Source organism: Opitutaceae bacterium TAV5 (genome assembly GCA_000242935.3).
Classification (GTDB): domain Bacteria; phylum Verrucomicrobiota; class Verrucomicrobiia; order Opitutales; family Opitutaceae; genus Geminisphaera.
Map to the genome: position 1 here is coordinate 3,279,459 of CP007053.1, position 26,595 is coordinate 3,306,053.

21 protein-coding genes are annotated in these 26,595 nt (G+C 64.0%); 3 read left to right on the forward strand and 18 right to left on the reverse strand.

Annotated features, from left to right (window positions below; genetic code table 11):
* Window positions 1-48: 48 nt before the first annotated feature.
* From OPIT5_14165 to OPIT5_14180, 4 genes are all read right to left on the reverse strand, one after another.
* Window positions 49-540, reverse strand: coding sequence for an NADH dehydrogenase (locus tag OPIT5_14165; protein ID AHF91184.1), 492 nt, complete (start codon window positions 538-540; stop codon window positions 49-51).
* Window positions 541-633: 93 nt separating this feature from the next.
* Window positions 634-1,872 (reverse strand): NADH dehydrogenase subunit D, encoded by a 1,239-nt coding sequence (locus OPIT5_14170; GenBank protein ID AHF91185.1) that lies wholly within the window; start codon window positions 1,870-1,872, stop codon window positions 634-636.
* A gap of 78 nt (window positions 1,873-1,950) precedes the next feature.
* The gene (locus tag OPIT5_14175; GenBank protein ID AHF91186.1) at window positions 1,951-2,610 is read right to left on the reverse strand and encodes an NADH dehydrogenase subunit C; all 660 of its coding nucleotides are present in this window, start codon (window positions 2,608-2,610) and stop codon (window positions 1,951-1,953) included.
* Between the two features lie 88 nt (window positions 2,611-2,698).
* Window positions 2,699-3,235 carry an NADH-quinone oxidoreductase subunit B gene (locus OPIT5_14180; GenBank protein ID AHF91187.1) on the reverse strand — a complete coding sequence of 179 codons (537 nt, stop codon included), beginning with the start codon at window positions 3,233-3,235 and terminating at the stop codon, window positions 2,699-2,701.
* 217 nt (window positions 3,236-3,452) lie between these two features.
* On the opposite strand from OPIT5_14180, the gene OPIT5_14185 reads away from it, so the two are divergent.
* Window positions 3,453-5,687 carry a hypothetical protein gene (locus tag OPIT5_14185; protein AHF91188.1) on the forward strand — a complete coding sequence of 745 codons (2,235 nt, stop codon included), beginning with the start codon at window positions 3,453-3,455 and terminating at the stop codon, window positions 5,685-5,687.
* Window positions 5,688-5,831: 144 nt separating this feature from the next.
* On the opposite strand, the gene OPIT5_14190 is transcribed toward OPIT5_14185, so the two are convergent.
* The 7 genes from OPIT5_14190 to OPIT5_14220 all read right to left on the reverse strand — a co-directional run bounded on the left by OPIT5_14190 (window position 5,832) and on the right by OPIT5_14220 (window position 13,704).
* Window positions 5,832-7,031, reverse strand: a complete 1,200-nt coding sequence (locus OPIT5_14190) for an acetyl xylan esterase (protein AHF91189.1) — start codon at window positions 7,029-7,031, stop codon at window positions 5,832-5,834.
* Between the two features lie 44 nt (window positions 7,032-7,075).
* Window positions 7,076-7,930 carry a hypothetical protein gene (locus tag OPIT5_14195; GenBank protein AHF91190.1) on the reverse strand — a complete coding sequence of 285 codons (855 nt, stop codon included), beginning with the start codon at window positions 7,928-7,930 and terminating at the stop codon, window positions 7,076-7,078.
* On the reverse strand, window positions 7,927-8,664 hold the full coding sequence (locus OPIT5_14200; protein AHF91191.1) for a hypothetical protein: 738 nt from the start codon (window positions 8,662-8,664) through the stop codon (window positions 7,927-7,929). Before OPIT5_14200 ends, OPIT5_14195 begins: the two co-directional genes overlap by 4 nt.
* A gap of 72 nt (window positions 8,665-8,736) precedes the next feature.
* Complete coding sequence (locus OPIT5_14205) at window positions 8,737-11,127, reverse strand: hypothetical protein (protein AHF91192.1); 2,391 nt, start codon at window positions 11,125-11,127, stop codon at window positions 8,737-8,739.
* 124 nt (window positions 11,128-11,251) lie between these two features.
* Window positions 11,252-12,043 carry a hypothetical protein gene (locus OPIT5_14210; protein AHF91193.1) on the reverse strand — a complete coding sequence of 264 codons (792 nt, stop codon included), beginning with the start codon at window positions 12,041-12,043 and terminating at the stop codon, window positions 11,252-11,254.
* 38 nt (window positions 12,044-12,081) lie between these two features.
* Entirely contained in the window at window positions 12,082-12,840 is a 759-nt protein-coding gene (locus tag OPIT5_14215; protein AHF91194.1) for a hypothetical protein, read from the reverse strand.
* An 81-nt stretch (window positions 12,841-12,921) separates the two neighbouring features.
* Window positions 12,922-13,704, reverse strand: coding sequence for an N-terminal cleavage protein (locus tag OPIT5_14220; protein ID AHF91195.1), 783 nt, complete (start codon window positions 13,702-13,704; stop codon window positions 12,922-12,924).
* Window positions 13,705-13,792: 88 nt separating this feature from the next.
* Here OPIT5_14220 and OPIT5_14225 point away from each other — a divergent pair, with 88 nt between their 5' ends.
* The gene (locus tag OPIT5_14225; GenBank protein AHF91196.1) at window positions 13,793-14,914 is read left to right on the forward strand and encodes a transcriptional regulator; all 1,122 of its coding nucleotides are present in this window, start codon (window positions 13,793-13,795) and stop codon (window positions 14,912-14,914) included.
* Here the strand turns inward: OPIT5_14225 and OPIT5_14230 are convergent.
* The 5 genes from OPIT5_14230 to OPIT5_14250 form a co-directional block, all read right to left on the reverse strand.
* Window positions 14,852-15,718 (reverse strand): hypothetical protein, encoded by an 867-nt coding sequence (locus OPIT5_14230; GenBank protein AHF91197.1) that lies wholly within the window; start codon window positions 15,716-15,718, stop codon window positions 14,852-14,854. The genes OPIT5_14225 and OPIT5_14230 overlap by 63 nt on opposite strands.
* 39 nt (window positions 15,719-15,757) lie before the next feature.
* Window positions 15,758-18,892 carry a hypothetical protein gene (locus OPIT5_14235; GenBank protein ID AHF91198.1) on the reverse strand — a complete coding sequence of 1,045 codons (3,135 nt, stop codon included), beginning with the start codon at window positions 18,890-18,892 and terminating at the stop codon, window positions 15,758-15,760.
* 50 nt (window positions 18,893-18,942) lie between these two features.
* Window positions 18,943-19,665, reverse strand: coding sequence for a hypothetical protein (locus tag OPIT5_14240; GenBank protein ID AHF91199.1), 723 nt, complete (start codon window positions 19,663-19,665; stop codon window positions 18,943-18,945).
* Window positions 19,666-19,755: 90 nt separating this feature from the next.
* Window positions 19,756-20,613, reverse strand: a complete 858-nt coding sequence (locus OPIT5_14245; protein ID AHF94390.1) for a hypothetical protein — start codon at window positions 20,611-20,613, stop codon at window positions 19,756-19,758.
* Window positions 20,614-20,646: 33 nt separating this feature from the next.
* Window positions 20,647-21,381 (reverse strand): N-terminal cleavage protein, encoded by a 735-nt coding sequence (locus OPIT5_14250; GenBank protein AHF91200.1) that lies wholly within the window; start codon window positions 21,379-21,381, stop codon window positions 20,647-20,649.
* 98 nt (window positions 21,382-21,479) lie between these two features.
* On the opposite strand from OPIT5_14250, the gene OPIT5_14255 reads away from it, so the two are divergent.
* Window positions 21,480-22,538 carry a transcriptional regulator gene (locus OPIT5_14255; GenBank protein AHF91201.1) on the forward strand — a complete coding sequence of 353 codons (1,059 nt, stop codon included), beginning with the start codon at window positions 21,480-21,482 and terminating at the stop codon, window positions 22,536-22,538.
* A 100-nt stretch (window positions 22,539-22,638) separates the two neighbouring features.
* On the opposite strand, the gene OPIT5_14260 is transcribed toward OPIT5_14255, so the two are convergent.
* Both OPIT5_14260 and OPIT5_14265 read right to left on the reverse strand, forming a co-directional pair.
* Window positions 22,639-23,442: a hypothetical protein gene (locus tag OPIT5_14260; GenBank protein ID AHF94391.1), complete on the reverse strand. Its 804-nt coding sequence runs from the start codon at window positions 23,440-23,442 to the stop codon at window positions 22,639-22,641.
* 16 nt (window positions 23,443-23,458) lie between these two features.
* Complete coding sequence (locus OPIT5_14265) at window positions 23,459-26,590, reverse strand: hypothetical protein (GenBank protein ID AHF91202.1); 3,132 nt, start codon at window positions 26,588-26,590, stop codon at window positions 23,459-23,461.
* Between the last annotated feature and the right edge of the window lie 5 nt (window positions 26,591-26,595).

Consider the following 26,595-nt stretch of genomic DNA (forward strand, 5'->3'; position numbering starts at 1 on the left):
CTGAAAATGCGGATTGCGGATGGTGGAAGGAGGAGGCGGGCGGTGCGGTTACTTCTGGCGGGCGGCGGCTTCGGCCTTGATCTGCGCGGCGAGTTCGCGGGCGCGTTCGGGAGAGACGTTTTCGTGGAGCGTTTCGTCGATCATGACGACGGGCGCGGTGCCGCAGGAAGCGAGGCACTCGACGAACTCGACCGTCACCTCGCCGTCGGGGCTCACCGCGTTGAGGTGCGTGTCGAACTCCTTCTGCATCGTCTCGCACACCTTGTAGCCGCCCATGAGCGCGCAGGAGAGCGTGCGGCACACCTTGATGTGGCGGCGTCCGATGGGTTTTCTCCGGAACATCGGGTAAAAGGTGACCACCTCGAGGACGTGGATGCGCTCGATTCCGAGTTTGTCGGCGACCCACTCCAGCGCCTCGTCGGAGATATACCCGGCATCCTCCTGGATGAGATGCAGGAGCGGCAGCGTGGCGCTGCGCCTCACCGGATAGTGTGTAATGACTTCGTCGATACGATGGAGAGTCTCTGGCTTCAGATTCACGGGAAAATTTCTGTTTTCAGTCTGGTTTCAGCTTTCAGGTTTCGGCATTGGCGGAATGTCGCTTCGCTCGGCACGGCTTTTCGGCGCGCGGTGTCACCGGTCGGCCTCGCCCATGACGAAGTCGAGCGAGCCGAGGATGGCGGTGAGATCGGTGAAGAGGCAGCCGATGCCGACCTTGGGCATGATCGAGAGGGTGCAGAACGAGGGGCTTCTTATCTTCATGCGCCACGGCACGCCGCCTCCCTTGCTCACGATGTAGAAACCGAGCGCGCCTTTCGGATTTTCGGCCTCGAAATACACCTCGCCGGGCGGCATCTGCGGGCCTTCGGTCACGATCATGAAGTTGTTGATCAGCTCCTCCATCGAGGTGAGCACCTTGTCCTTGCGGGGGGCGTAGATGCGGCGGGCGTCCTCGGCGTACCAGGCGCCGCCGGGGAAATTTTTGATCACCTGTTTCACGATGCGCACGGACTGGCGCATCTCCTCGCCGCGGCAGAGGTAGCGGTCGTAGCTGTCGCCGGTGGTGCCGACGGGGACGTCGAACTCGTAGTTCTCGTAGCCGTTGTAGGGTTTGTCCTTGCGGATGTCGAAGGGGACGCCGGAGCCGCGCAGGTTGGGACCGGTGAGGCCGTACGCGAGCGCGTCCTCGCGGGTGATCACGCCGACGCCGACCGTGCGGTCGAGGAAGATCTTGTTGCGGGTCAGCATGCCGAGCATCTCTTCGAGAAGCGGCAGGAACTGGTCGCAGAACGCCTCGACGCGCTGGAGCCAGCCTTCGGGCACGTCGCGGGCCACGCCGCCGATGCGCGTGTAGCTGGTGGTGAAGCGGGCGCCGGTCAGCTCCTCGAAGAGTTTGTAGAGTTTTTCGCGTTCGGTGAACTGGTAGAGGAAAGCCGTCCACGCGCCGGTATCCATGGCGAAGGAGCCGAAGCCGAGCAGGTGGGACGAAATGCGGGCGAGCTCGGTCACGATGACGCGGATCGCCTGGCAGCGCGGGGGAACTTCGAGGTGGGCGAGGCGTTCGACGGCGATGGCGTAGGCGACGTTGTTGGCGAGCGGGGAGAGGTAATCGAGCCGGTCCGTGTAGGGCACGAACTGGTTGTAAGTCATGTTTTCCGCGATTTTTTCGTCGCCGCGGTGAAGGTAGCCGAGGATGGGGTCGCACTTCGTGACGATCTCGCCGTCGAGCTCGAGCTGGAGCCGGAGAACGCCGTGGGTCGAGGGGTGCGAGGGACCCATGGAGAGCGACATCTTGTCGTCATCGGCGGCATGGACCGCCGCACCCTCGGCGTTGCGGGTGGCGTTGTCGGGAAAGGCGTATTCGGTGGACATTGCGAAAAAGGCGGAAGGACTGGAGGCTGAAAGTTCGGTGATGTGGCGATTCCGGTGATCGTCGGCGTTTTTCGGCCTTCAGGCTTTCAGGTTTGGCAGACGGTCGCCAGCGCCCGGTACAGGCTTCGGTTTTTGTTCGTTCCAGCTCTCGTCCTTGGCGCGGGGCTCGGCTTCGGTGAGGTTGATCTCGCCGGGCGAGGCGACGAAAGGCCCGCCAGCCATGGGGGCGGGGAGGACGGGGGTGCCGGTGACGGCGGCCACCTCCGGATCGGGAAGCTCGGTCTCGACGCCGGCGAGCGGGAAATCTTTTCTCAGCGGATGCCCCGGATAACCTTCCCACATGAGGATGCGGCGCGGGTCGGGGTGGTTTTCGAAGGTCACACCGAGGAGATCCCAGGTCTCGCGTTCGTGCCAGTTGGCGGCGGGCCAGAGATGGCTGACGGTCGGGGCGACGGGCTCGGTGTCGCTCGCGCAGTCGGCGGCGATGCGGACATAGCTGGCCCGGGTCGTCGAGAGGACGTGCCAGACGGTGGTGAAACGCGGGGAGGCCTCGACGCCGTTGTCGATGGCGGTCACGTCAACGAGCAGGTCGTAGCCGAATTCGTCGCGCAGCGCCTGCAGGGTGGGTGCGGCTTCGGTTATCGGGACGTTGATCGCCGGATGATCGGCACTCGAACGCAGGGTGGCGTGAGGAAATCGGGTCTGGAGACTGGCGAGGACGTCGGCGGACGCTGTCATTGGAAAATGCGGAGTGCGAAATGTGGAATGCGGAATAGAGAGGAGCGACGGGCAGTGCGGAAGGCGCGTGGACGGGCTCGGCGGGGGGTTAGCTGTTCAGGGTGACTTCGTCGCGCCGGGTGGAGAGCAGGCGGCGCGCGGCGGGCTGGCGTTTGATTTTTTCCTGCATCTTGATGAGCGCATCGAGGACGGCTTCGGGGCGCGGGGGGCAGCCGCTGATGTAGACGTCCACCGGGATGATGCGGTCCACGCCCTGCAAGGTGGCGTAGCTGCGGTACATGCCGCCGGAGGAAGCGCAGGCGCCCATGGCGATGACCCACTTGGGCTCGGCCATCTGGTCGTAAATGCGCCGGACGTGCGGAGCCATCTTGTAGGTGACGGTGCCGGCCACGATCATGCAGTCGCACTGGCGGGGGGAAAACCGCATGACTTCGGCGCCGAATCGCGAAATGTCGAACCGCGCGCCACCCACGCCCATGAGCTCGATGCCGCAGCAGGCGAGGCCCATCGGCATGGGCCAGATGGAGTTGGAGCGGATCCAGTTGATGACGGCGTCGGCGGTGGAGACGACGACGTTGCCCTCTATCTTGCTGTCGCAGGCGAAATCTTTGTTGGCAGTTACCATGGTCGGAGCCGCCGGAGGCGGCTTGGTCGGTTAGGTCAGTGAACGGGAGAACGTGTCAGCGGCACCCCGGGGAGCGCAAGTTACATTTTGGATGCGTGCAGGTCGTGTGCCAGCTTCGCCCCGCCGCGCATTTCATGGCTGCCTCCGCTTCCGGTGTCGCGAACATCACGTACCGCTTGCTCTCCGGAAGGGGTTACGCATCTTCTCGCCCCATCATATGAGCGCCACTCACGCTTGGAAATTCTACCGTATCGGCGGCTTTTATCAGGTCGCCCTCGAAACTGCCGACGATCTCCGGAACCTCCACCAGCTCGACCAGAAGCTCTGGGTCGCGCTTTCCTGCCCGGTCAAGGGGCTTGAACTCGACGAAAAAACCCTCGCCCTCATCGATACCGACAAGGACGGCCGCATTCGCGTGCCCGAACTCCTCGCCGCCGTCCGCTGGGCTTCCGACCACCTCAAGGATCCGGCCGACCTTCTCCGCGGCACCGACGGCCTCACGATCGAGGCTCTCGATGTCACTACGCCGGATAACCAGCTCCTCGCTGCCTCCGCGCGCCAGATCATCCAGCGCCTCGGCAAGCCCGCCGGCTCTCCCCTGACTGTCGCGGAGGTGTCCGACACGGCAAAGATCTTCTCGGCCAGCCCGATCAACGGCGATGGCATCATCCCGCCCTCGGCCTCGACCGATCCCGCCGTCCAGGCGCTCATCAACGACATCATCGCCAGCGTCGGCAGCGCGGTCGATCGCACCGGCGAGGCAGGCGTCACCGCCGCCCAGGTCGAGCAGTTTTTCAACGACCTCGCCGCCTACACCGACTGGATCGGCAAGAGCTCCGGCCAGGACGTCGCCGTGCTCGGGGAAAACACCAGCGAGGCCGTCGCCGCCATCAAGGCCGTGCGTGCCAAGGTCAACGACTACTTTGCCCGTTGCCGTCTCGCCGCCTTCGATACGCGCGCCATCGCCGCGCTCAACCGCAGCGAGGCCGACTACCAGGCCATCGCCGCCAAGGACCTCGGCACCGTCGGCGACGAGGTGGCCAGCCTCCCTCTCTCGCACATCGGCGCCGGCCGCGCCCTCCCGCTGCTCGAAGGCGTCAACCCCGCTTGGGCCGCCGCCCTCGCCACGCTCCATGCCAAGGCCGTGGCCCCCGTCCTCGGCGCTGCGCAGACCAGCCTCACCGAAGCCGACTGGAAAACCCTCAACGCCCGCCTGGCTCCCTGGGAAACGTGGGCGGCGGGCAAGACCGGCGCCAGCGTCGAGAAACTCGGCGTGGCCCGCGCCCGCGAGATCCTCACCGGGAACGGACGCGCCGAGCTGGAAAAGCTGTTGGCCCTGGACAAGGCGATCGAGCCGGAGTTCAAGGCGATCAGCGATGTCGAGCGCCTCGTCCGTTTCCATCGCGACCTGCGCGAACTCCTGCACAATTTCGTCAATTTCCTCGACCTCTATTCACTCGATCGCGAAGCCACCTTCCAGGCCGGCAAACTCTACCTCGACAGCCGTGCCGCCGAGCTCTGCATCCGTGTCGCCGGCCCCAGCCCGCTCGCCGCGATGAGCAAGCTCTACCTCGCCTACTGTGATTGCAACCGCCCCGGCTCCGATCCCATAAAAATCGCCGCCGCCTTCACCCAGGGCGACAGCGATTACCTCTTTGTCGGCCGCAACGGCGTTTTCTACGACCGTCGAGGGCGCGACTGGGATGCCTCCATCACCAGCATCGTGGAAAACCCGGTCAGCATCCGGCAGGCTTTCTGGTCGCCGTATAAAAAAGTGGCGAAGTTCGTGGAGGAACAGATCGCGAAATTTGCCGCCGACAAGGAGAAGGCGGCCGACACCGGCCTCGCCGCCGGGCTCACCAGTGCGGCTGCGCCCGCGCCGGCCGCCGCTCCCGGTGCTGCGCCCACGGCGTTCGATATCGCGAAGTTCGCCGGTATCTTTGCCGCCATCGGCCTTGCTCTCGGCGCCATCGGCGGCGCACTCGCCGCGCTCGGCAAGGGGTTTATGGCGATCCCGGAATGGTACTGGAAGCTCGCCGCCATCGCCGGCGCGCTGCTGGTCATCTCCGGTCCCTCGATGCTGATGGCTGCGCTCAAGTTGCGCCAGCGCACGCTCGGTCCGCTGCTCGATGCCAACGGCTGGGCGGTCAACGCGCGTGTTCACGTCAACATCCCCTTCGGCACCAAGCTCACCGAGAAGGCCGAACTGCCCCGCGGTTCCCGTCGCAGCCTCGACGATCCTTACGAGGACAAGTCGGCCCGCCGTCGGCGCCGGATCATTTATACCGTCGTCATCCTCCTGCTTGTCGCCTGGGGCGCGGCGCGCTGGGACAAGGGCCGGCGCGGCGGCTACTGGTTCTGGCAAAAGCCGCCTGTCATCAGCAACGAGGCTGCGCCCGTGGCCCCTGCGGTCGCACCCGCCGCGCCGGCCCCGGCGGCGGTCGCGCCGTAAGCCGGAATCTGTTTCGGGCGGCGGGGGGGGGGCCGGATAGGGGAGAAATAGGAGAGATAGGAGAAATGGGAGGCGGAGAGGCAACGAGGTTTTGGCGAGACGCCAAACCTCGTCAACCCACCAGTCCCATATCTCCTATACCTCTCATATCTCCCCATCTCTCCAGCGGAGGTCGGTGAAATCCATGAAATAACCCCAGTCTTCGGCGGTGAGATCGTGTTTGCCGGCGCGCAGGTGATAGCCGATGGCGCCGGTATGGAGAGGCTGCGCGATGCCGGGCTGGATGACCGCGCCGACACCGGGAAGCGTGTAGAGACCATAAACCGGGCCGGCCTCGACGCAGGCGCGGAACTCGGCCGCCGGGTCCGCCCAGGCATCCTCGCTGGCGCTGGCGACGTACACGAGACGCGGCGCGAGCAAGGCCAGCAACTCGTGCTGGTCGACGGGCAGGCGGGAAACGTCGGCGCCGTAGTCGTGATAGTTGCGGGCGAACCAGTGGGGGAATTGTCCGTTGATGTCCTTGACGGTTTCCCCGCGGGTGATGCGGGCCGGGGCGGCGCCGGTGCTGCCGGAATTGTTGCTGATCGCCAGCGCCACGCGCCGGTCCTGCGCCCCGCACCAGAGAGCCGCCTTGCCGCCCCGGGAATGGCCGGCGACGGCAACCGGCACGCCGTGTAGTGCCGGTTCGGTGACAATCCAGTCGATGGCGCGGCTGGCTCCCCAGGACCACGCGGCGATCGTGCCCCAGGCGTTGCCGGGGCGGGGTTCGCCCCCGGTTCGCGGGGCGTCATGGATGCTGAATACGCCGCTTCTGAATCCGTCGGTCTTGTCGTCGGGAGCGAGGTCGCTGTTGTGAAAGGCGGCGGTCGCATAACCGCGGGCGATGATTTCGCGGGCGGGCCAGAAACCTTGCGGATTGTTTTCGGATTCCGTGATGATCTTGCGGTTGCGATTGACGATCAGCAGGAAACAGCCGCGCGGCCGGGCAGGGGTTTTCGGGAGGTAAACCGTCAGCGGGAAGGACAACTCGCCATGGGGGCCGACGCAGGTGATCCGCACCTGGCGGCAGGTGGCGAGGCCGTCGAAGGCGTCGGCGGTGGAGGTGACCTCGAAACGGAGAGCGTCGGGACGCCCGGCGGGATTGCGGCCGTAAACGTGTTCCCGAAAAAGCTCCAGAAGCTCCGGGCGGCGAAGCTCCTCCCATTGTGTGGCGGAAGTGATGCGGACACCGTTTCCGGTGAGCAGCGGATCGGGCAAGACAATGGTGGCGGCGGAGTCGAGCATGGCAGGAAGTGACGCGATCGGGAAAACGCTGATGAGAAGGAGAAGGGCGGAGCGGAGCATGGTACCGGGAGGAACCAGAAAGCTGTCGTTCTGCCTGCCAAAGGTCAGCAACGAATTTCTGCAACCGTGGCCTGCGGACAGGAGGTACGCAGGAACGCGATGGTCTCATCCGGTATTCGGGGAATGACGACAAGCGCGAACAACAGATCGACCGGGTCACAGTCGATCGTTTCTGGCGGCAGCCTGAGGGCGACCGCGCCATGAGTGGCGCGGTCCAGCAAGGTGGCCAGCGCGAGATCCTCATGAAAATCGTCTGGCCGCTTGAGACGATGAGCGATTTTGCGCCAGGCGAGATCAATCAGGGTCTCAATCGCCCCCCGGGCCGGAGCAAAATGCCGGAGGTGGTTTTCAAACGCATGCAGCATGAGCAATTCACGGAGGCGCCCGGCGGAATCCTCGCCTGTTGCGGCTGGTCGGTCCCTTTGCGCGATGCGGAGCCTGTCTCGCAGACAAACGGCTACATCGTTCGACAGATCATCGTCCCCGGTCAGCCCGGCGGCCGTGTGCAGGACGAAAATTTCGGCAAGATCGCCGGCGGGCAGCTTCCGGATATTGCCGGCCATGTGCACGATTGTCGGGGAGAGGCGCCGTCGCAAGGCCGGATCGAGACGGCGGTGGTGCCGGTGCCAGAGCAAGGACAAGGTGAAGCCGATGGAAACCCGTTCGTCGTCCTGACGGCGGATCAGGCGGGAAGGGACTCCGGGTGTATCGATGATGCGTGCGACGATCGCCTCGGCGCGACCCAGGCGCGAGCACTCGGCAAGTTCGAGAAGAGCCAGCGCGTAGCAGAGGGATTTGTAGCGGCTTCCCGAGGGAAGCAGTCCCGGGCCGGGATCGTACACGTCGTCCCACGCGGAGACGATGGCATGAAGCAACTCTCTCCGGTGTGCCTCGATCATGGCGCGGCAGGAGGGAGGGTTTCCGGGGAATCCGCCAGGATCAGCCGGCCGTAACGCTCGGGGCGGTGCGGGGAAGGGAAGGACAGGCCGGAGTGGGACCACAACGAGAACACGCTCGGGGGTTTTTCCCCGGGACGCTGGTTCCAGCGGCCGAAATTGGCGCGGAGGGCACCGCCGCGCTTCCGGGGGCCGAGAGCGGGGAGCACGGTTCTCCACGGTATGGAAATCTCAATGACAAATCCGGAGCGACCATCCGGAAAGGTGACGCGGCCGGTTTTTACGATCGCATGCGAATCCCAGCCATAGTGAAACCAGTCCGAATGCCGGTAATAGAAATCGGCGATGGCCCCGGTTACGGAAACCTCCAGGCCGATGGCGTCGGAGAGGCGTTCGCGGTCGTCGGCAAGGAAAACTTCGACGCAGTCATCGCGGTACGTCTGGTCATCGGCTGCGGTGCGGTTGCCGACGATATGGGTGTCGACGCAGTGGAAGCCGAGGTAGAGGGAATGGTCATCGTAAGCGATGCGGACGGTGGTCGTTTCGCCGGTCGGGGTCGCGTCGGGTCGGGTCCAGAATTCGGTGAGCATGAAGCGGGCGGCCCCGGCGACGTCCCATTTGTCGTCGAGGCGGCCGTTGAGGGCGACAGGTGAGGCGGTCCGGGGGATGCGAAGTTCGGGAAGGGGAGGGAGGTCGGCGGCGAAGACGACGGAGGTGGCGAGGGCGGCGAGCAGCAACAAACGACGTTTGCGCCGCTCCGCTGCGGGCGAGACGCCCGCGCCACGTCCGGATAGCGGCGTTCGCATGATTCAGAACGTCCGGTAGACCTGCGTCTCGCCGGGAGCGGGCAGCGAGGCCGCCGCCGTCGCGGAGGCGGTGGCTACGACGTTGACGGGTTGTTTGCCGGGCCAGGTTTTCAGCTTTTCGAGCCAGCCGGCGGGCAGGCCGTCGCCTTCGATCTGCCACGCGTCGAGGTTGCAGCCTTGCGGGGACGGCTCCGTGCCGCGGTCGCGGTTGCGGAAATCGTAGCTCGTCATCGTCAGACCGCGATCGTTGCGGACGAGGATGCTGTCGGGGTTGCTGGTCGAGACGAGGGTCTTGCCATCCACCGAGATCTTCCGCGCTCCCCAGGCGGTCCAGGAGCCGTCGCGCGTGACCACGGCGAATCCGTTGGGGCGTAGTCCTTCGATCACGACGTCGCCGAGCGGGGAGGATACGCGGACGGCGGCGAGAACATCGGGCGAGGCGGTGTTCGCGACGACGACCTGACCGGTCCAGATGCTCGCGCGCCAGCCGGCCGGGTCGATGAGGTGTCGTTGCATGCGTTCGGTGGCGGCGGGGGCGAAGACGCGGTTGAGTTCGAAGATCTGTTGCACGACCGGCGTGTAGTCCCGAATCCAGGCGGAGCGGGCGTCGTGGCCCATCGAGGCGCCGTAGAGCGCGCGGACGGCGCGGGTGGCGTCGTTGTACGTGCGGTTGTTGCCGTCGATGCCGACGATATTGGCGAAACAGTCGCCGTAAACGAGCTCCACCAGCGGCGCCCACGACACGGTCTTGTCGTTGCCGTACGAGCGGTAGTTGGGAGCCCAGTCGAAGTACGGCAGCATCTGTTCCTGGCCGTCCTCGGTGCCGTAGGTCATGTCGGGCGCGGTCTCGCGCAGCGCGGCGAAGAGTTTCAGGACGTCCTGATAAAAATGATCGCCGCCCCACGCAGGATAGCCGGCGCGCGGGTTGAAGTCGTTGTAGGGCGCCATGGCGCCGATCACGTCCCAGAAAACGCCGGCGGCCGGACCGGTGAAGGCATGCAGCCGGGAGAGCGTGCGGACGTTGTCGGCCGTGGCGAATTTCGGCGAGGCAAGGTAGAGCCGGTTGCCACCCCAGATATCGGGCCGCAGCGGCTGGCCGCTGGCGAGGGCGACCATGTGCTCGATGTCGAAGCCGTTTTCCTCGGCGTCGTATTGTACGGGATTGAGGTGGTAGAGGATGTGACGGTTGTCTTTCCGGTTTTCCTCCTGGAACCAGGTGAACTTCGCATCGCCGCCGAGCTGGTCGCTGACGGGGAACACGGAGGGGTAGTGAGCATCGAAGCGGCCCCACCAGCCGTCGTAGCGGTAGGAGGGCCGGATATCGTAGAGCGCTTCCAGCCCGCGGGCTTCGCGCAGGGCGCGTTCGAAGGTGTGATACGGCGCGGCCATCCGCTCTTTCCGCTCGCGCGGGGCGAAGACACGTTTGCCATCCTCGAGGATGTCGAGCGCGCCGAAGCCGACGAATTTGACGATGCCTTCCCGGATGGTGTCGGCGAGTTGCGGACGGGCCTTGAGTTTGTCGGACAGTTTTTGTTTCGCCCAGGATTGGGCGCGGCCGAATTCGGCGTAGGCGACGGCGAGATCGTTGATCGGGTCGGGTGTGGCGAGCGGCCGGATGACGTAATCGTAGGGCGGTGCATAAGGAGACTGACCGGGAGTGAGGACGACCGATTCGGACCAGCCCATGCGGAAACCGCCGGCCGGACCGTGTTGGGCAAATTTCAGGAATCCGGTGGTGTCTTCGGGATAGCTGACGAGACCGTTGCCCTTGCCGTCGTGATAACCCGTCCACTGCATCCAGAGATGACCGGGGGCGGGGTGCTCCTCGTATTTGACGGCATCGGTGCGGTAGAGTTTTCCGCTGCGGTAGGGGAGGACGTACCAGGCATCGGCGGTGGCATCGAGGTTGGAAAGGGCAGCGATATTGAAGCGCAGTCCGACGGGTTCCCCGGCGTCATGATCCAGCGAATACCGGACGCGCAGGCGGTCGCCTTCGGCGGTGTCGATCCGCCAGGTGAGGTGAACGCGAACGCCTGCGGGTTTGAGGTCGTAGACGGCCTTCACACCGACACCGCGATCGTCGCGGAAGCTCGCGATCGAGACGGACCCGGCATCGGCGAGGCTCCAGGTCTTGCCGCTCCGGCCGAGCGACCAGAAGCTGCTGGTCGGGAGGTTGAGCCGCCAGGCGGCCTGGCCCCGCGCATCGAGCCGTTCGATACTGCGCATGTCGCCTCCGGCGGTGATGGTGACGCGGAGCGCATCGCCTGCGATCTCCCAGCCGTTGGCGGCGCTTCCCGTGACGGAAACGGGACCGGCCGGCAGAGGCGGAATGACAAGCGCGGCCGCAGCGAGCGACGCGAGAGCAGAAAGAACAAGGGACCTGACGGGAATCATGATGACGAGTAGGATGGAAGGGGGAGACCGGAAGGAGAAGAGTGCGGGCACGCGGAGCGCCGGCGGCGACGCGAGGCGTCGCGGACAGGGAGCGGAGGACGGACCGGAAGACCGAGCCGGAAGCCTACGGGGCGGAGCCGTGGATTTCCACCTCGTAGAGGATGCCGCCCATGGAAGCGGTGGGCCCCGGGCGGCGGCTCACGCTGGCGCCGAGGCGGAGGTTGACGTAGCGGGCGGAGCGGGGTGCGGCGACAAATTCCACCGGGGACGACCGGTCCTTCGGAATCGTGACCGAGCCGAACAGGCGGAAATCGTTGTCGGCGGGTTTGGCCGGATCGGCGAACTCGCTGGCGGTGTAGCATTCCTGTTCGCCGGCCCAGCGGTGGCCGCCCTGGTCGCGTATCCAGAGGACAACCTTCGTCACCCGGTATCCGGCGCCGAGATCGAACAGGATGTCGAATTGTCCGGTGTTGGCGCCGGTTTCCGACACGTCGCCCCGGCTCAGCACGTTGATCCAGCCGGAGACGGGGGCGGTGGCTTGCCGGGTGCTGTCGGTGACGCCGTCGGTCAGCTCTCCCGAACGGACGGGAACGGGAGCGGCGTTGGCGCCGGTGTCGACGAGTTCTCCGTCACGGGTGAGAAGGCCGCCGCCGGCGCTGGCGTGGAGCCCTTGCGGTTTCGCGCTGTCGCCACCGCCCGGGTAAAACATGCGGGTGAAGGGCGTGATGTTTTTCCGCGAGGCATCGCCGCGCGCGAAGTACGTGTAGGCGCCGGATTCGCGGACTTCGGGACGCCGGAGGAGATTTTCGGCGGATTGCGCGTCTGCGTTTGTGGCCTGGGCGGCAAGCAGGCCGGAGAGCAGGATGGCCGATGCAGCGGCGGCGAATGCGGTTTTTTCCCGATAGGAGAAGATCATGATGGCACGAATGATGAGAGTGGGTTTCCGGTTCCGGGTCAGCGTTTCCCGGGCAGAAAACGGCGGCCGGCAACTCCGGCGAGGATGATTGCGCCGAGGCCCAGGGCCACGCTGGAGGGTTCGGGAATGGCGACGAGCGAGAAGGTGATATCGAGGCCGGGCTGGCCGTCGTTGGCGACACGATTGTAGCCGATGAAGCCCGTTTGCTGGCTTCCGCCCAGTTCGAAGCTGAAGCGATACATGACCGTGCTGATCGGTTGTCCGTCGGACAGGGCGGTAAGGGCGAGCGATTTGCCGCCGGCAAGGCTGTTGGCATTGGTGGAACCGGTGGCGGTGTCGCTGTAGATCGTTTCCCAGGTGGTGCCGTTATCCACACTGATTGCGCCCGTGAGCGTTGCCGTGGAGGTGTAGCCGCTGAAGGTCCGGAAATTGTCGGTATTGATGGTGATCGTATCCGGGGAAAATCCCTGGAGTTGTGAAAAGTCGAATGTCCAGGTGACGTATCCGCTGGTCGCGTTCGGGCTGTACCAGCGAACACCGCTGGCTCCGGTCCCTGTCTGTTGCGGGTTCCCGCTGAAATTGAACCCGCTGTAGTCAGCGACGTTTTTTATCTGCGAGATGTTGTCGTAGGTGAAGTTGGTGTAGTGCCAGGTGTAGTTTCCATTTCCGTCGTCAACAGGTGTGGAAACAACGATGGGGGCTGCATGGGCGATGCCGGCGAGGGCGAGGCAAAATGCGAGCGTCGCCGCAATGCGGTGGTGCGAGGCGAACGGGCGCAGTACGTCTGTGTTTTTCATGATGAGCTTCTGATTTGTGGTTGGATTGGGGAAGCCGGATGGCGCGGACCGGACGCCGGTAACAGGACCGGCGTCCGTCCGTTACCAGTCGTATCCCCGGAAACCGGAGGCGCCGGCGGGCGCGCTGACATAAAAGTAGTCGTGGCACACGCCCGGATCGATGTCCTTGCCGGAGGTGCCGGCGGTAATGTAGCCATCGTCCCGCACGCGTTTGATGCTGCCGTCCACGAATGAAACGTTGGCCTTGCCGTCGCCGTAGCCGCCTCGCATGCCGCCCGAGAGATTGGCGAGCAGCAAGGCGTCGGACGGGCGGGCGACGGTGCTCAGCCTGACGCCGACGAGAGGCGTGCCGGAGGTGATGGCGGAGGTCGATCCCTCGACCTGCTTTCCCGACCGTTCCCAGAGTTTCCAGAAAAAGACAAAGCGTCCGAGCCAGGGATCCGTTTCCTTGTAACTGCTGCTCGATGCGAGCAGGGCCTGGCGGGTGACGGGGCAGATCCATGCCGGCCCGGGTTTGGGATTGGTGGTGTTGTCCGAGGGCGTCGGCAGGTAGGGTTTCATCAGGCTGGCGTGGATGAAACCGCGTCCGAGGGTATCGCCTTCCCAGCGGTTGGGCAGCGCATCGCGGTTGTCCACGGCATAGTTGAGGATGGCCACGGTGCAGGCGCGCAGGTGTGAGATGCTTTTGCTGCGGTTGGCAGCAGCGCGGGCTTTCTGGATGCCATAGAACGAAAGCGACGCGAGGATGCCGATGATCGCAATGACCGTGAGCAATTCGATCAGGGTGAATCCTCGCGCTGGTGAAGCGCAGGTGCGAGGTGAAGGGGATGCCGGGATAAACGGTGGACGGGATGTAAGGCTCATGGGGCTTGGAATGGACTGGAAGGAGGATCGGGCCGACTCAGACGTGTCTTGACGACAGGAGCAATGATCCCAGCGTGTAACACGTTACATGTCCTCAGGAGAATCATCCGGCAAACCCGTCCCCCCCACGATGCGTGAGCTGGCCAAATCGCTCGGATTGAGCATCGCGACGGTGTCGCGGGCCTTGCGCAACTCGCCGCATGTCTTGCCCGAAACACGGGCCCGCGTGCAGGAGGCGATGCGGCGCACCGGCTATCGTTCGCATGCGCTCGTCAACGCGCTCATGGCGCAGGTGCGTCAACGACACCGGTTGCAGCCGACCGGGGAGGTGGTGGCCTACCTGACGTCGCACTCGGAGGAAAACGGCTGGAAGGTGCATCCGGCGCATGTGGCGCAGATCGAGGGAGCGCGGGAGAGGGCGATGGAACTGGGGTTCAGGCTCGAGCACATGTGGCTCGGTTACAAGGGCTGCCACTCGCGGCAGGTGGCCCGGGTGCTGGCGGCGCGCGGCGTGCGCGGATCGTTGCTGGCGCCGCTTCCGGTGGATCATCATCCGCTCGAACTGGACTGGCAGCAGCATGCTGTCGTCACGCTGGGCTACTCCTGGCGTCAGACGGCGCTGCACCGGGCGGTGCACGACAATGTGGGGCTCGCGTTTTCCTGCCATGCGCATCTGCGCGCGCTCGGTTACCGGCGCATCGGCCTGGCGCTTCAGGAAAGTGACGACAGCCGGGTGAAGCATCTCTGGCGCACCGGATTTCTCGGCGCGCAGTCGGTGCATGGCGGCGAGCCGGTGCCGCTGCTCCTGTATCCGCGTTACCGCGACGCCGGTGATTTCCTGCGCTGGTATGACGAATACCGGCCCGACGCGGTCATCAGCATCTGGCAGGATTTTCCGCTGACATGGCTGCGCGAGCACGGCGTGCGGGTGCCGGAAGATACCGGTTATGCGACGCTCGACCTCGGGGCTGGCATGGAGGGAAAACTGGCCGGCATGCGGCAGGACAACCGGGATCTCGGCGCGTCGGCCATGGACATGCTGGCGAGCCAGCTTTTCCGGAATGAAATCGGCATTCCAAAAACGGCTCTGGTGACGATGATCGACGGCACCTGGATCGACGGACCGACGGTGGCGCGGCAGGGCAGATCAGGCAAGCAGCGCGGCCGTGGCGCGCCCGGCCGCCCCGACATTTCCGGCGGGAACGGATGAGGCAGTCAGCTTTTCGGCGATATCATCCGGTAACCGGGGATTGACGATGAGAGAGAGCAGCCATCCGGATTTCCGACGCGGGGAAAGGCGGACAGGCAGATCGATCCGGGCCGCTCCGCAGGTGATCCGGCTGAAGAGGACGGCGAGAGGAGAGAGGCCGTTCGGCAGGCAGAGGGGATTGCCGGAGGGACGTTGCGCGATTTGCCTCCAGGTACGGACGAGCAATTTTTCCGTCAGGACAAGGGCGTCGGGGTGGCGCACGTGGTTCTCGATGGCGTGGAGAGCGATGAGGTTGGCCGCGAAATCGTCTGCCGGAGAGGGAGTCAGGCGCAGGTCCCGCAGGCGGGCGAGGCCGTTGTGAATCAGGGAGGAATCAAAGGACATTTCACCGGCAGCGATCAGGACGAAAATTCCACGCGTATCGACCGCGTCCTTGCAGGCGAGCCCGGCTGTATCCCGGATCGTCTCGGTGACATGCTGGCACAACGGCGTGGAGAGCCGGCGATGATGCTGGTGCCAGACGAGCAGCAGGATCATGCCGAGGCTGGCGGGATCAACAGGAGTGGAGGAAGCGATCCTGCGAAGGTACGCCTGCCGGTCGAGGATGCGGCCAAGGATTGCCTCGGCTCTTCCCACGCGGGAGCGTTCAGCGGTCTCCAGCAGGGCGAGCGCGTAGTGGATCGACTCGTACGCCGTCGCGTCGGCGGCATCGCCAGTCTGCAGCAGGCAGCTGCCGGGATCGAATGTACGGTCCCAGTTATCCACAATGGCATGGAGAAGTTCCTGGCGGTGACCTTCGGTCATGGCGAAGAATGCGTAGGCAGTTTGTAACCCGGATCCGGATCAGGGTTGCAGGATTCCGTGGCCAAGGCGGTCGGCTTCGTTGGCGATGCCGTTTTTCCAGCGCAGGTAGCGCACGCGTCGTTGCCAGCGGTCGGGGCGTTGCCCGTCGTCTTCGTTGACGATGAATGAAAACCGCAACGGCAGGGGGCTGGCGGCGTCCTGCATGGAGCCAATGCCGAGTTTGTCGAACGGCACCCACGCTTCGTAGCGGGTCAGGTTGCCGGTGCGGCTGATGCGTAGCGGTGTGTCCCAGCGGCCAACAGACGCCGGACCGGTTGAACGATTGCACCAGATGGCCTGCTCGCCTTTGTCCGTCAGACCGAGGAAAAAGGTGGTGACATGGCCGGCGTGTTCGCCGGTGCCGGAGATGGCAACTTGCACGCTGTCGCCGCGGTAAAGGGCGGAGGGAGTGGATACCTGCACGTGCTTGTCGTCGATGACGTCAAAACGGAAATAGACACCGCGTCCGTCATGTGCGATACGTGCAATGGCCGATAAATCCTGCGGCCCGCGCCAGGGAGTGATGCTCGGATCGAAAGCAAACTCCACCACGTCGGATTGCCGGTCGAGCGTGATGACGGGAAGCATGGCAATGGCTTCGGCCTGTTTCGCCGAGAACGGAGTGCCGCCGGTAGCGGGCAGGCGGCGCACCGGGTATGCGCCGACAATGCGCACGGGCAGGGAGAGATGTTGCTCTCTCCACCGGAGGTCGAGCGTCATGAGGCGGTCGGCAAGCATGCCGGTGGTGGCGAGTGCAACGGGGATGTTGACGGTAAAGGGAACGGGGGATCCGGCTTCGAGCATGAAGGATCGTTCCCACTCAGGAGCGTTGGAGGTGGCGGTTGCCCCGGAGTCGCGGAGCGAGAGATGGCCCGAAGCGGCGAGCGATTGCGGTTCGCGGAAGGCGACGGGAAGTATTCCGCCATTGTCCCCGTCAACGGTGACGGACGAAGGCGCAGTCAGAAAAATGTCGTCGGGTGAACTCGCGGCGAGTTCACCGGCGTCGCCGGGCGCGCCGGTCGTGAGATAGACGGGACCGGCGCCGAGCGCGACGACGGCGGTGCGGCCAAATTGCGGTGCGGGAGCGGCGCGGCCAAACAGGTCGGTGACGGTGAGCGTCCGGCCTTCGGGAACCGTCAGCCAAAGTTGCTCACCGGTGCGACCGCTTTGCAACCAGCAGACGTAAACGAGACTGCCATCGTCGCGGCGGAATTTGAGGGCGCGGACGTTGGGCGAAAACTCGGCTTCACCGGCAGGATCGGTATTGGCGAGCTGGCGAATGAGTTCGTTGTAGGCGATGAAGGAGGGTTTGGGGCGGTTGTCGGAGGTGACGAGGCCGAAGGAGTCGTCGGCTTCGGCATCCATGTCCCAGTAATCCTGGAGCGTAAACCAGATATATAGTTCGCTGGACGGGCGTGACTTGGCGTAGGCGACTTTCTGCACGAGGGTGATCGCCTGGCGGAACCGGCCGGCGGGCGTGTAGCCGCTGCGCTCGCCGGTCTCGGAGTTGATGATACGTTTTTCGATGCCGGCCTCGCGCAGCCAGCCTTCGATTTTTTGTTGCTTGCCTTCGTAGTTTTCGAGAGAGCCGTGGGCATGGAAGGCGGCGATGTCGTAATCGCCCGCATGGTCGATGATCGTGCTGCGTGAGGTGCCGGGAATTTCGTCGGCAAGGGTGAGTCCGCCGGTGGTGAGGAGCGTGGTTTTGTTGGTGGAGCGGAAGCCGCGGCTGAAGGTGGCGAACATTTTCAGGTAGTCTTCACGCGTGCCGTGAAAGAAACCGTGGCCGACGTTTGGGCCACCGGAATCGGGTTCGTTCCAGAACTGGACGTATTTGACCGAAGGGTACTTTGTGATGAAGGCGCCGAACTCCGCGGCATGCCTTTCGAAGCGGGCGTAATCTTTAGGCGGGGTGCGGTTGTCGCGGGGATTGGTGGTCATCCAGGTGGGCAGTTCGAAGAAAGTGAACAGCAGGTCGATGCCGGCGGCCTGATAGCCGTCGAGGATGGGTTTCCAACTATCGAAATTCCAGTGACCATCACGGCCTTCAAGTCGGAAGCCGCCACCGCCGATACGGTCGGCATCGGAGCCGAGTTGCCGGGCCCATTCGAGGTGCAGCGACCGCTCGGCTTCGGTTTCCCAGATCGTCTGATCCAGCACGCCAAACCACATGGGACGGGTATTAATGCGGCGATGGTTGGGAATAAAGACGCCGAAGGTGTCGTCGCAGGTGGCCTTGAGCGGTGTGCCCGAGGCGGTGGCCTCGAGGGTGACGTCAGCCTGCCAGGCGCCGACAGGGAGTATCCCGAGGTCGAAAATGACATCGGTGTGACCGCGGGCGGGAAGATGGAGGGGAACGGATTTTTCAAGATGGAAGACTCCTTCGGCGGTGTGCAGGCGGAGGGCAACGGTCGCGTCGAGCGGAGAGGGCAGGGCGCTGGAGGCGCGATAGACGAGGGTCACGGGTTTGCCCGGATCGTAGGCGAGGGTGCGCCCGGCATCGGGCGCCACGGGGCGGAGGGCGATCTGGTCGGCGGGCGCAAACCGCCCGGTAAAGGCGAGGTCGTCGATGAACACGCTGCCGTCGCCGGTGGCGTCGGTTTCGAGCGTCACGCGTTGGAGGTGGACGGGAAATTGTATCTGTGCCCACTCCGGAACAGTCGCGGGGCCGAGGTCGAGGCGATACGATTTCCAGGTCGAGCCGGAGAGCTTGACGGGGGCGGTGACGAAGGATTTGCGACGGGCGTCGCGGAGGGTGAAGCGGAGCGAGGCATTGTGCCCGGCTGGATTGGCGTCGAATTCGATACCGTCAGGTGTAGCCGTGAGGAGGGTGGCTTTCACGCGTTCGAAACCGAAGCGCGCGGGCGGCATGGCCTCCGGGTCGATGGCGAAGCGGACTTCACCGACGTAGTGACCATGGCGTTTTTCTTTTTTCGAGCTGCCAAAAAACACATCGGAAGCAAACCAGGAGCCGGGCCTTTGCCCATGCCCCTCGTGTTGACGCCAGGTGCCAACGTCCTCGAAGTCGTCGATGATGCGGCGCTGGCTGTCGGCCGGTGCGGCGGCATGGACGGAGCCGGCGACCAGCGTGCAGCCGAAAAAAGCGAGGAGGAGGTGGCGGAAAATGAAATACATCGGGCGGGTGGAGGCAGAAAGGGCGTTACGAGGCGGGAGAGGGATTGGGCTTACCTTGCGGGCTCTACCTGAAACACGACCTGGAAGAAGCGGTCGGGCTGGTCTGTGCGGGTGAAATTCCAGAGCGGTCCGCCACGGTCGGGGACGGCGTCCTTTTCGCCTTTTTTGAGATAGCTTCCGGAAACGGGCTGGTCGGAGCTAAAGACGACCTTGTAATACACCACCGATGAGGCGCCGGCATCGAGCGTCAGGGGATCGGTCAGGTATTCCTTGTCGCCACGGAAGCCGACATCGGGCGCGGCGCTGTTGATCTGTATCCAATTACCGGTGTCACTGATGCGATAGAAGGACGTGAAGCCGGTGCGCGAACGCTTCTGCCAGGTGACGCCGTCCTGCTCGATGCGCACGACCTCGCGCAGGCGCATGACGACAGGACGGACGCCGGCGGGGGCGAAATCGAATTTGTAAACGAACTCCGCGGAGGATGCGCCCGGTCTCATTCTGATGAAGGCCCAGTTGCCACCCTGCATCCAGAGGTTGGAAAAGGAGTGGACATCGTCGAAGAACTTGTTGCCGGAGTCGGTCCAGTCCCAGTCGGGAATCTTGCCCGAGGAAGGCGCGAGCGTCTGCATGTCCTCGCGGGTGAGCCGGTAGATGTAGCGTCCGTTCTTGATGTCCTCGGGCTTGATCACGAGCTCGGCGTGAGCTGTGGCAGCGGCGGAGAGTGCGACGGCAAGGGCGGAAAGAGGAAAAAAGGAGATGCGTGGAGACATGATGGTTCGGAAAATGGAAACACAAAACGGGACGGGACGTGAAGGAGGCTTCGCGTCCCGGAAATAACCCATGAGGGGAACCGAAGACGATTACCGCAGCCGGCGGCGGATGAGGAGGGCGGCGAGCAGACCGGTCACGCCAAACAGCGCGGCATAAGTGGAAGGTTCGGGAATGACGCCTTGGGAAATCGAAAGGGTGTCCAGAGAGAAGGACATGGATTTTCCCGTGGTGGAACCTGATGTCGCGAGGAGAGCGCCTATTTGTATCGAGAAGTTCGTGACATCAGCGATAGTCCGGAAATAGAGGCTGCTCGACGTAAAGGAGCTGCCAGCGGTGAGATCGTTGATCGTCGCGGTTAAGGAGCTGTTGGCGAGATTGATGTCGAAGCTGAAGCTGTAGGTGTTCCCTGTTACGAGGGCTATCTCCGAATCCTCTGTGACAGAGCCGGATCCTGGAGCGGTCGAAAAGCCACCTATTGTCCAGGTCGATGATGCATTAACCGTAAAGAGATTCGTGTCCCCGGTGCCCACAGTATGGGCGCCATTGTTGAAAATGAAGCGCCATCCTGTGCCGGTCGTTGGTGTTCCCACGGAGGAATCAGGACGGAAAAGGAAGGAAATATTCAGCGATTCGGAGCGATCAAAAAGGCTGCCATCCACGATGCGGGACACGAAGGCCTGTGTATTGGGGCCGTTGGTCGCACTCCCGTTGACTGTCGAGGAAAGGTAGCTTCCGGTCGCGTCTGTCCAGCCACCGGCTGGCTGGAGGCTGCTTGTCGTGGAGGATCCGTTGCTGCCTTGGCTTACCCATGCTGTGGTCCAGCCATTGTCGGAGGCGGCGCCGGGCCATGTGTTGAAGTCCTCGGTGATGACAATGGCGGAAGCCGTGAGAGCGGCAAAAAGTGCAAGGCCAAGCCCCGCACTGATTTTGAGTGATGTTGTTTTCATGGTTGGTAGGTGTTTTTTGGATGCGGAAAGTGATTACTCCACATAGCCTTTCAGGTTTGCCGGGCTTTCAATGTACTCTCGGATGATTGATCCCTCCGCTGTCCCCATCGGGGCTTCCTTGATACGTTTTACACTGCCATCAGCAAAGCCCACCGTCCCATACCCATCAGGGTATCCTGCCCATCTATTGCTTTGCGCGTTAAAGAACAAAAGAGCGCGTGACGGGTTGGCGATAGAAGAAACGCGAACCGGAACTGCCCGGAGTGAGCTGTGCTTGGCGCCTGTCGTTATCGATTTATTGAACCAAATACGCCCGAACCATCTTTCATTTCCGATTTTGTTGCCTCCACGCGCTTCTTGTCCGGCGACAGCAAGCGGATCGAACCACGCGGGATCCATGCCACGGATATAAGGCTCCATCAGCTTGGTGGAGACATGATCGTTGGTATCCGTCTTTGCATCGGGCAGTCTCCAGTCGCCCTCGGCATCGGTCACGTTGCCTTTATGGGGCAATTGATCCCTGTTGTCCGTGGTGTAGGTAAGCGCCGCGGTTACGATGCCTCGCATCTGGGACATGCTTTTGGCGCGGTGTGCGGCTTGCCGGGCCTTCTGGATACCAACAAAGGTCAGGCTGGCCAGTATCCCGATGATGGCGATGACCGTGAGGAGTTCAATTAACGTGAACGCATCCTTTCTGGGCCTATGATTTACCACCGTCGTCCATGGGTGGGCATACTGGGATGAGGTAATGGGCGGTGTCTTTTTCATTGGTGGGATAATTGTTGGGATGAATGACGCGGAGCTATGGATGAAACAGGAGCTGGCTTGACGGGATATTGCAATCGGCCCATTATCTGACACGTCAGATGTCCCCTGAGATCTCCACACCTTTATCCCAGCAAGTGCCACCGACCGTGCGCGAGCTTGCCGCGCAACTGGGAATCAGTCGAACAACCGTGGCTCTGGCCTTGCGAAGGCATCCGAGCGTGGCGGCGGCGACTCGCGATCGCGTGTTGGCGGCGGCGCAGGCGGCGGGGTATCAGAAAAATCCACTCGTCAATGCGCTTATGACCCAGGTGAGGAAGCGGCACCGGTTGAAGCCAACGGGAGAAGTGGTTGCGTATTTGACTTCCCACGACACGGAGGACGATTGGAAACGGCATCCGTCGCATGTTCATCAATTCGAAGGCGCCCGGGATCAGGCGCGGCAGTTGGGGTTCGATTTGCAGCCGGTGTGGCTGGGAAACCGGGGAGGGCAATCCCGTCAGGTTGCGCGGATGCTGGCGGCCCGGGGAATGCGTGGATCGATCCTTGCCCCGATAGGCATCGATCACCGGACGCTGGAGCTGGACTGGACGGGGCACGTGGTGGTGTCGACGGGTTATTCGTTTCGCCAGGTCTCGCTTCACCGGGCGGTGCATGACCATATCGGACTGGTGCGGGCTTGTTACGAGCATCTGCGAAAGCTCGGATACCGTCGCATCGGGCTGACCATTTCGGAGCAGGACAACGCGCGCGTCAAACATCTGTGGCACACGGGAGCGGCCGGCGCGGCTGCAGTGCATGGCGGAGCGGAGGTCAGGCCGTTGATTTTTGCGAGTTATGAGGACTCCTCCGCATTCCGGAAATGGCTGCGTAGCAAAAAACCGGATGCCGTGATTGGCATCTGGCTTGACCAGCAGATCGATTGGATGAACGAGGCCGGGTTGCGGGTGCCGGAGGATGCCGCCTATGCGACTCTCGATGTCGGCGACCGGGTGGGCACGATCGCCGGGATGCAGCAGGATCACCGCGGGGTGGGGGCGGCGGCGATGGATTTGCTGGCGAGCCAGCTCTTCCGCAACGAGATTGGCATCCCGCAAACGCCGACCGTGACCATGATCGAGGGCACCTGGGTGGACGGGCCGACAGTGGCGCGGCGGTGACGGGCGGGCGCATTGGGCGCCGCCGCATTCACCTGCATGGATCATGCAGCGGAAACGGGCGATCAGAGGAGCGCCGTATTTTGAATACAGGTGTCGATTTTTAGGCGACAGCGGCTTGCAGCGGAGATGAAAAATTGAGGTTGATCGTGAGGGAATGGAGCAACGCGGCTGCGTTGAGCGAGGGGATGTCGAGTGGGGATTTTTCGAGCGGGCCGGCTGCGACAGGGCCCGGGGTGGCGCGCTCGATGAGGATGGCGAGAATCGGCGAGCGGAGGGAGGACGAGAGGTCAAGGGTATCCCAGAGGCGAAGGAGAACAGGAACGAGGCGGGCGGCGATGCCGGGCGATTGGAGATGATTCTCCATGGTGTGAAGAATGAGGAGAAAATCGGCGAATGCAGGGGGCGCGGGAGCGCGACCGTTTTCAAGGGCGTCGCAAAGTTGCTGAAAACGGGGGAGCGCGGAGGCGAGAAGCGGGGCGTCGTAGGTGAGTTCGGCGACGGCGAGCTGAATGAAGATGGCCGCGGCGGAGGCGGGAGTTGGCGGGATTGCCCGGTTGGCGGCGTCAGGAGGGGCGCTGGCGGTTTGACGGAGGGTGTCGATGATGAGCGGTTGAAGCGATGAGGAAAGGCGGAGGTGATGCCGATGCCAGATGAGAAGGAGGGGCACTCCGATGTCCCCGCACGCATGGGCGGCGGATGGCGGCTGTGAGGATGCGATGCGGCGAACGAGGGCCTCGGCGCGTCCCATGCGGGAGCGCTCGGCGGTTTCGAGGAGGGCGAGCGCGTAATAGAGATTGCATGACAGAGACGCCGGCGGCGGGAGCAGGCCGGTGCCGGGATCGAATTGATGATCCCAGGCATCGACGATGGCGTGCAGGAGTTGCTGGCGGCGGGACTCGGTCATGGTGAACGGACGAGGCTCAGGGCTGCAGGATGGCATGGCCGAGGCGGTCGGCTTCGTTGGCGATGCCGTTTTTCCAGCGCAGGTAGCGCACGCGTCGTTGCCAGCGGTCGGGGCGTTGCCCGTCGTCTTCGTTGACGATGAATGAAAACCGCAACGGCAGGGGGCTGGCGGCGTCCTGCATGGAGCCAATGCCGAGTTTGTCGAACGGCACCCACGCTTCGTAGCGGGTCAGGTTGCCGGTGCGGTCGATGCGCAGCGGCGTGTCCCAGCGTCCGGTGGGCGCCGGGCCTGTCGAGCGGGTGCACCAGATGACCTGCTCGCCCTTGTCCGTCAGGCCGAGGGAAAGGGTGGTGACGTGGCCGGCATGTTCGCCGGTGCCGGCGATGGCGATTTGCACGCTGTCACCACGATCGAGGCGCGAAGGCGTGGAAACCTGCACGTGTTTGTTGTCGGTGACATCGAAACGGAAATACAGGCCGCGTCCGTCATGCGCGATGCGCGCGGTGGCGGAAAGATCCTGCGGGCCGCGCCAGGGTGTGATGCTCGGATCGAAGGCAAATTCCACCACGTCGGATTGCCGGTCGAGCGTGATCGCGGGAAGCGTGGCAATGACCTCGGCCTGACCGGACGAAAACGGGTTGCCGCCGGCAGCGGGCAGGCGGCGCACCGGGTATGCGCCGACGATGCGCACGGGCAGGGCGAGTTGCTGGTCCTGCCACCGGATGTCGAGCGTCATGAGACGGTCGACAAGTACACCGGTGGTGGCGAGCGCAACGGGGATGTTGGCAGAGAACGGAGAGGTGGCGCCGGCTTCGAGCGTGAAGGGTTGTGTCCACACGGGAGCATCGGCGCCGGCAGATCCGGCATCACGAAGCGACATGCGACCCGAAGCGACGTGCGATTGCGGTTCACGGAAGGCGAGGGGAAGCGTGCCGCCGTTGTCCCCGTCCACGGTGACGGAGGAAGGCACGTTCAGGAAAATATCGGCCGGTGGACTCGCGGCGAGTTCGCCGGCGTCGCCGGGCGCGCCGGTCGTGAGATAGACGGGGCCGTCGCCGAGCGCGACGACGGCGGTGCGGCCGAATTGCGGTGCGGGAGCGGCGCGGCCAAACAGGTCGGTGACGGTGAGCGCCCGGCCTTCGGGAACGGTCAGCCAGAGCTGCTCGCCGGTGCTGCCGCCCTGGAGCCAGCAGACGTAGACGAGGCTGCCGTCGTCGCGACGGAATTTGAGAGCGCGGACGTCGGCAGCGAGTTCAGCTTCGCCGACGGGATCGGTGTTGGCGAGCTGGCGAATGAGTTCGTTGTACGCGACGAAGGAGGGTTTGGGACGGTTGTCGGAGGTGACGAGGCCGAAAGAGTCGTCGGCTTCGGCGTCCATGTCCCAGTAGTCCTGAAGCGTGAACCAGAGATACAGTTCGCTGGAAGGGCGGGACTTGGCGTAGGCGATTTTCTGCACGAGGGTGATCGCCTGGCGGAACCGGCCGGCGGGCGTGTAGCCGCTGCGTTCGCCGGTCTCGGAATTGAGGATACGTTTTTCGATACCGGCCTCGCGCAGCCAGCCTTCGATTTTTTGTTGCTTGCCTTCGTAGTTTTCGAGCGAGCCGTGGGCGTGAAAGGCGGCGATGTCGTAATCGCCGGCATGGTCGATGATCGCACCGCGGGAAGTGCCGGCAATTTCGTCGGCAAGGGTGAGGCCGCCGGTGGTGAGGAGCGTGGTCCGGTTGGTGGAGCGGAAGCCGCGGCTGAATGTGGAGAACATTTTCAGGTAGTCTTCGCGCGTGCCGTGAAAAAAGCCGTGGCCGACGCCGGGGCCTCCGGAATCGGGTTCGTTCCAGAACTGGACGTATTTGACTGAAGGATACTTTCCGATGAAGGCGCCGAACTCCGCGGCATGTTTTTCGAAGCGGGCGTAGTCCTTGGGAGGCGTGCGGTTGTCCCGGGGATTGGTGGTCATCCAGGTGGGCAGCTCGAAAAAGGTGAACAGCACGTCGATGCCGGCGGCCCGGTAGCCGTCGAGAATGGGTTTCCAGCCATCGAGATTCCAGTGACCGTCACGATTTTCGAGGCGGCCGCCGCCACCGGCCAGGCGATCGGCATCGGAGCCGAGTTGCCTGGCCCATTCGAGATGGAGAGTCCGTTCGGTCTCGGCTTCCCAGATGGGCTGGTCCTGCACACCAAGCCACATGGGACGGGTGTTGAGGCGACGGTTGTTGGGAATGAAGACGCCGAAGGGGTCGTCACAGGTTGCCCGGAGCGGTGTGCCGGAGGCGATGGCTTCGAGAGTGACATCGGCTTGCCAGGCGCCGACGGGGAGCATCCCGAGATCGAGGATGGCATCGGCGTGGCCGCGGGCGGGAAGGCGGAGGGGAACGGATTTTTCGAGACGGAACGCCCCTTCGGCGGTGTGCAGGCGGACGGCAACGGTCGCGTCGAGCGGAGAGGGCAGGGCGTTGGACGCGCGATAGACGAGCGTCACGGGTTTGCCGGGATCGTGGGCGAGCGTGCGACCGGCATCGAGCGCCACGGGCCGGATGGCGAGCTGGGCGGCGGGGGAGAACCGGCCGGTAAAGGCAAGGTCGTCGATGAACACGCTGCCATCGCCGCTGGCGTCGGTTTCGAGCGTCACGCGCTGGAGGTGGACAGGGAATTTGATCTGCGCCCAGTCCGGAACGGTCGCGGGGCCCAGATCGAGGCGATATGATTTCCAGCCCGGGCCGGAGAGCTGGACGGGGGGGGTAACGAAGGACTTGCGGCGGGCGTCGCGGAGAGTGAAACGGAGAGCGGCGTTGTGCCCGGCAGGGTTGGCGTCGAATTCGATGCCGTCGGGTGTGACCGTGAGGAGGGTGGCCTTCACGCGTTCGAAACCGAAACGCGCGGGCGGCATGGCATTCGGGTCGGCGGCGAAGCGGAACTCCCCGACGTAGTCACCGTGGCGTTTTTCTTTTTGCGAGCCGCCGAGAAACACATCGGAGGCAAACCAGGCTCCGGGTTTTTGTCCGCGCGCCTCACGCTGACGCCACGTGCCGGCGTCCTCGAAGTCGTCGATGATGCGGCGCTGGCTGTCGGCCGGAGCGGCGGCGTGAACGGAGGCAACGACGAGCGCGGAGGCGAGGAGGGAGAGGCGGATGTGGCGAGAGCGAAAAATCATCGGAC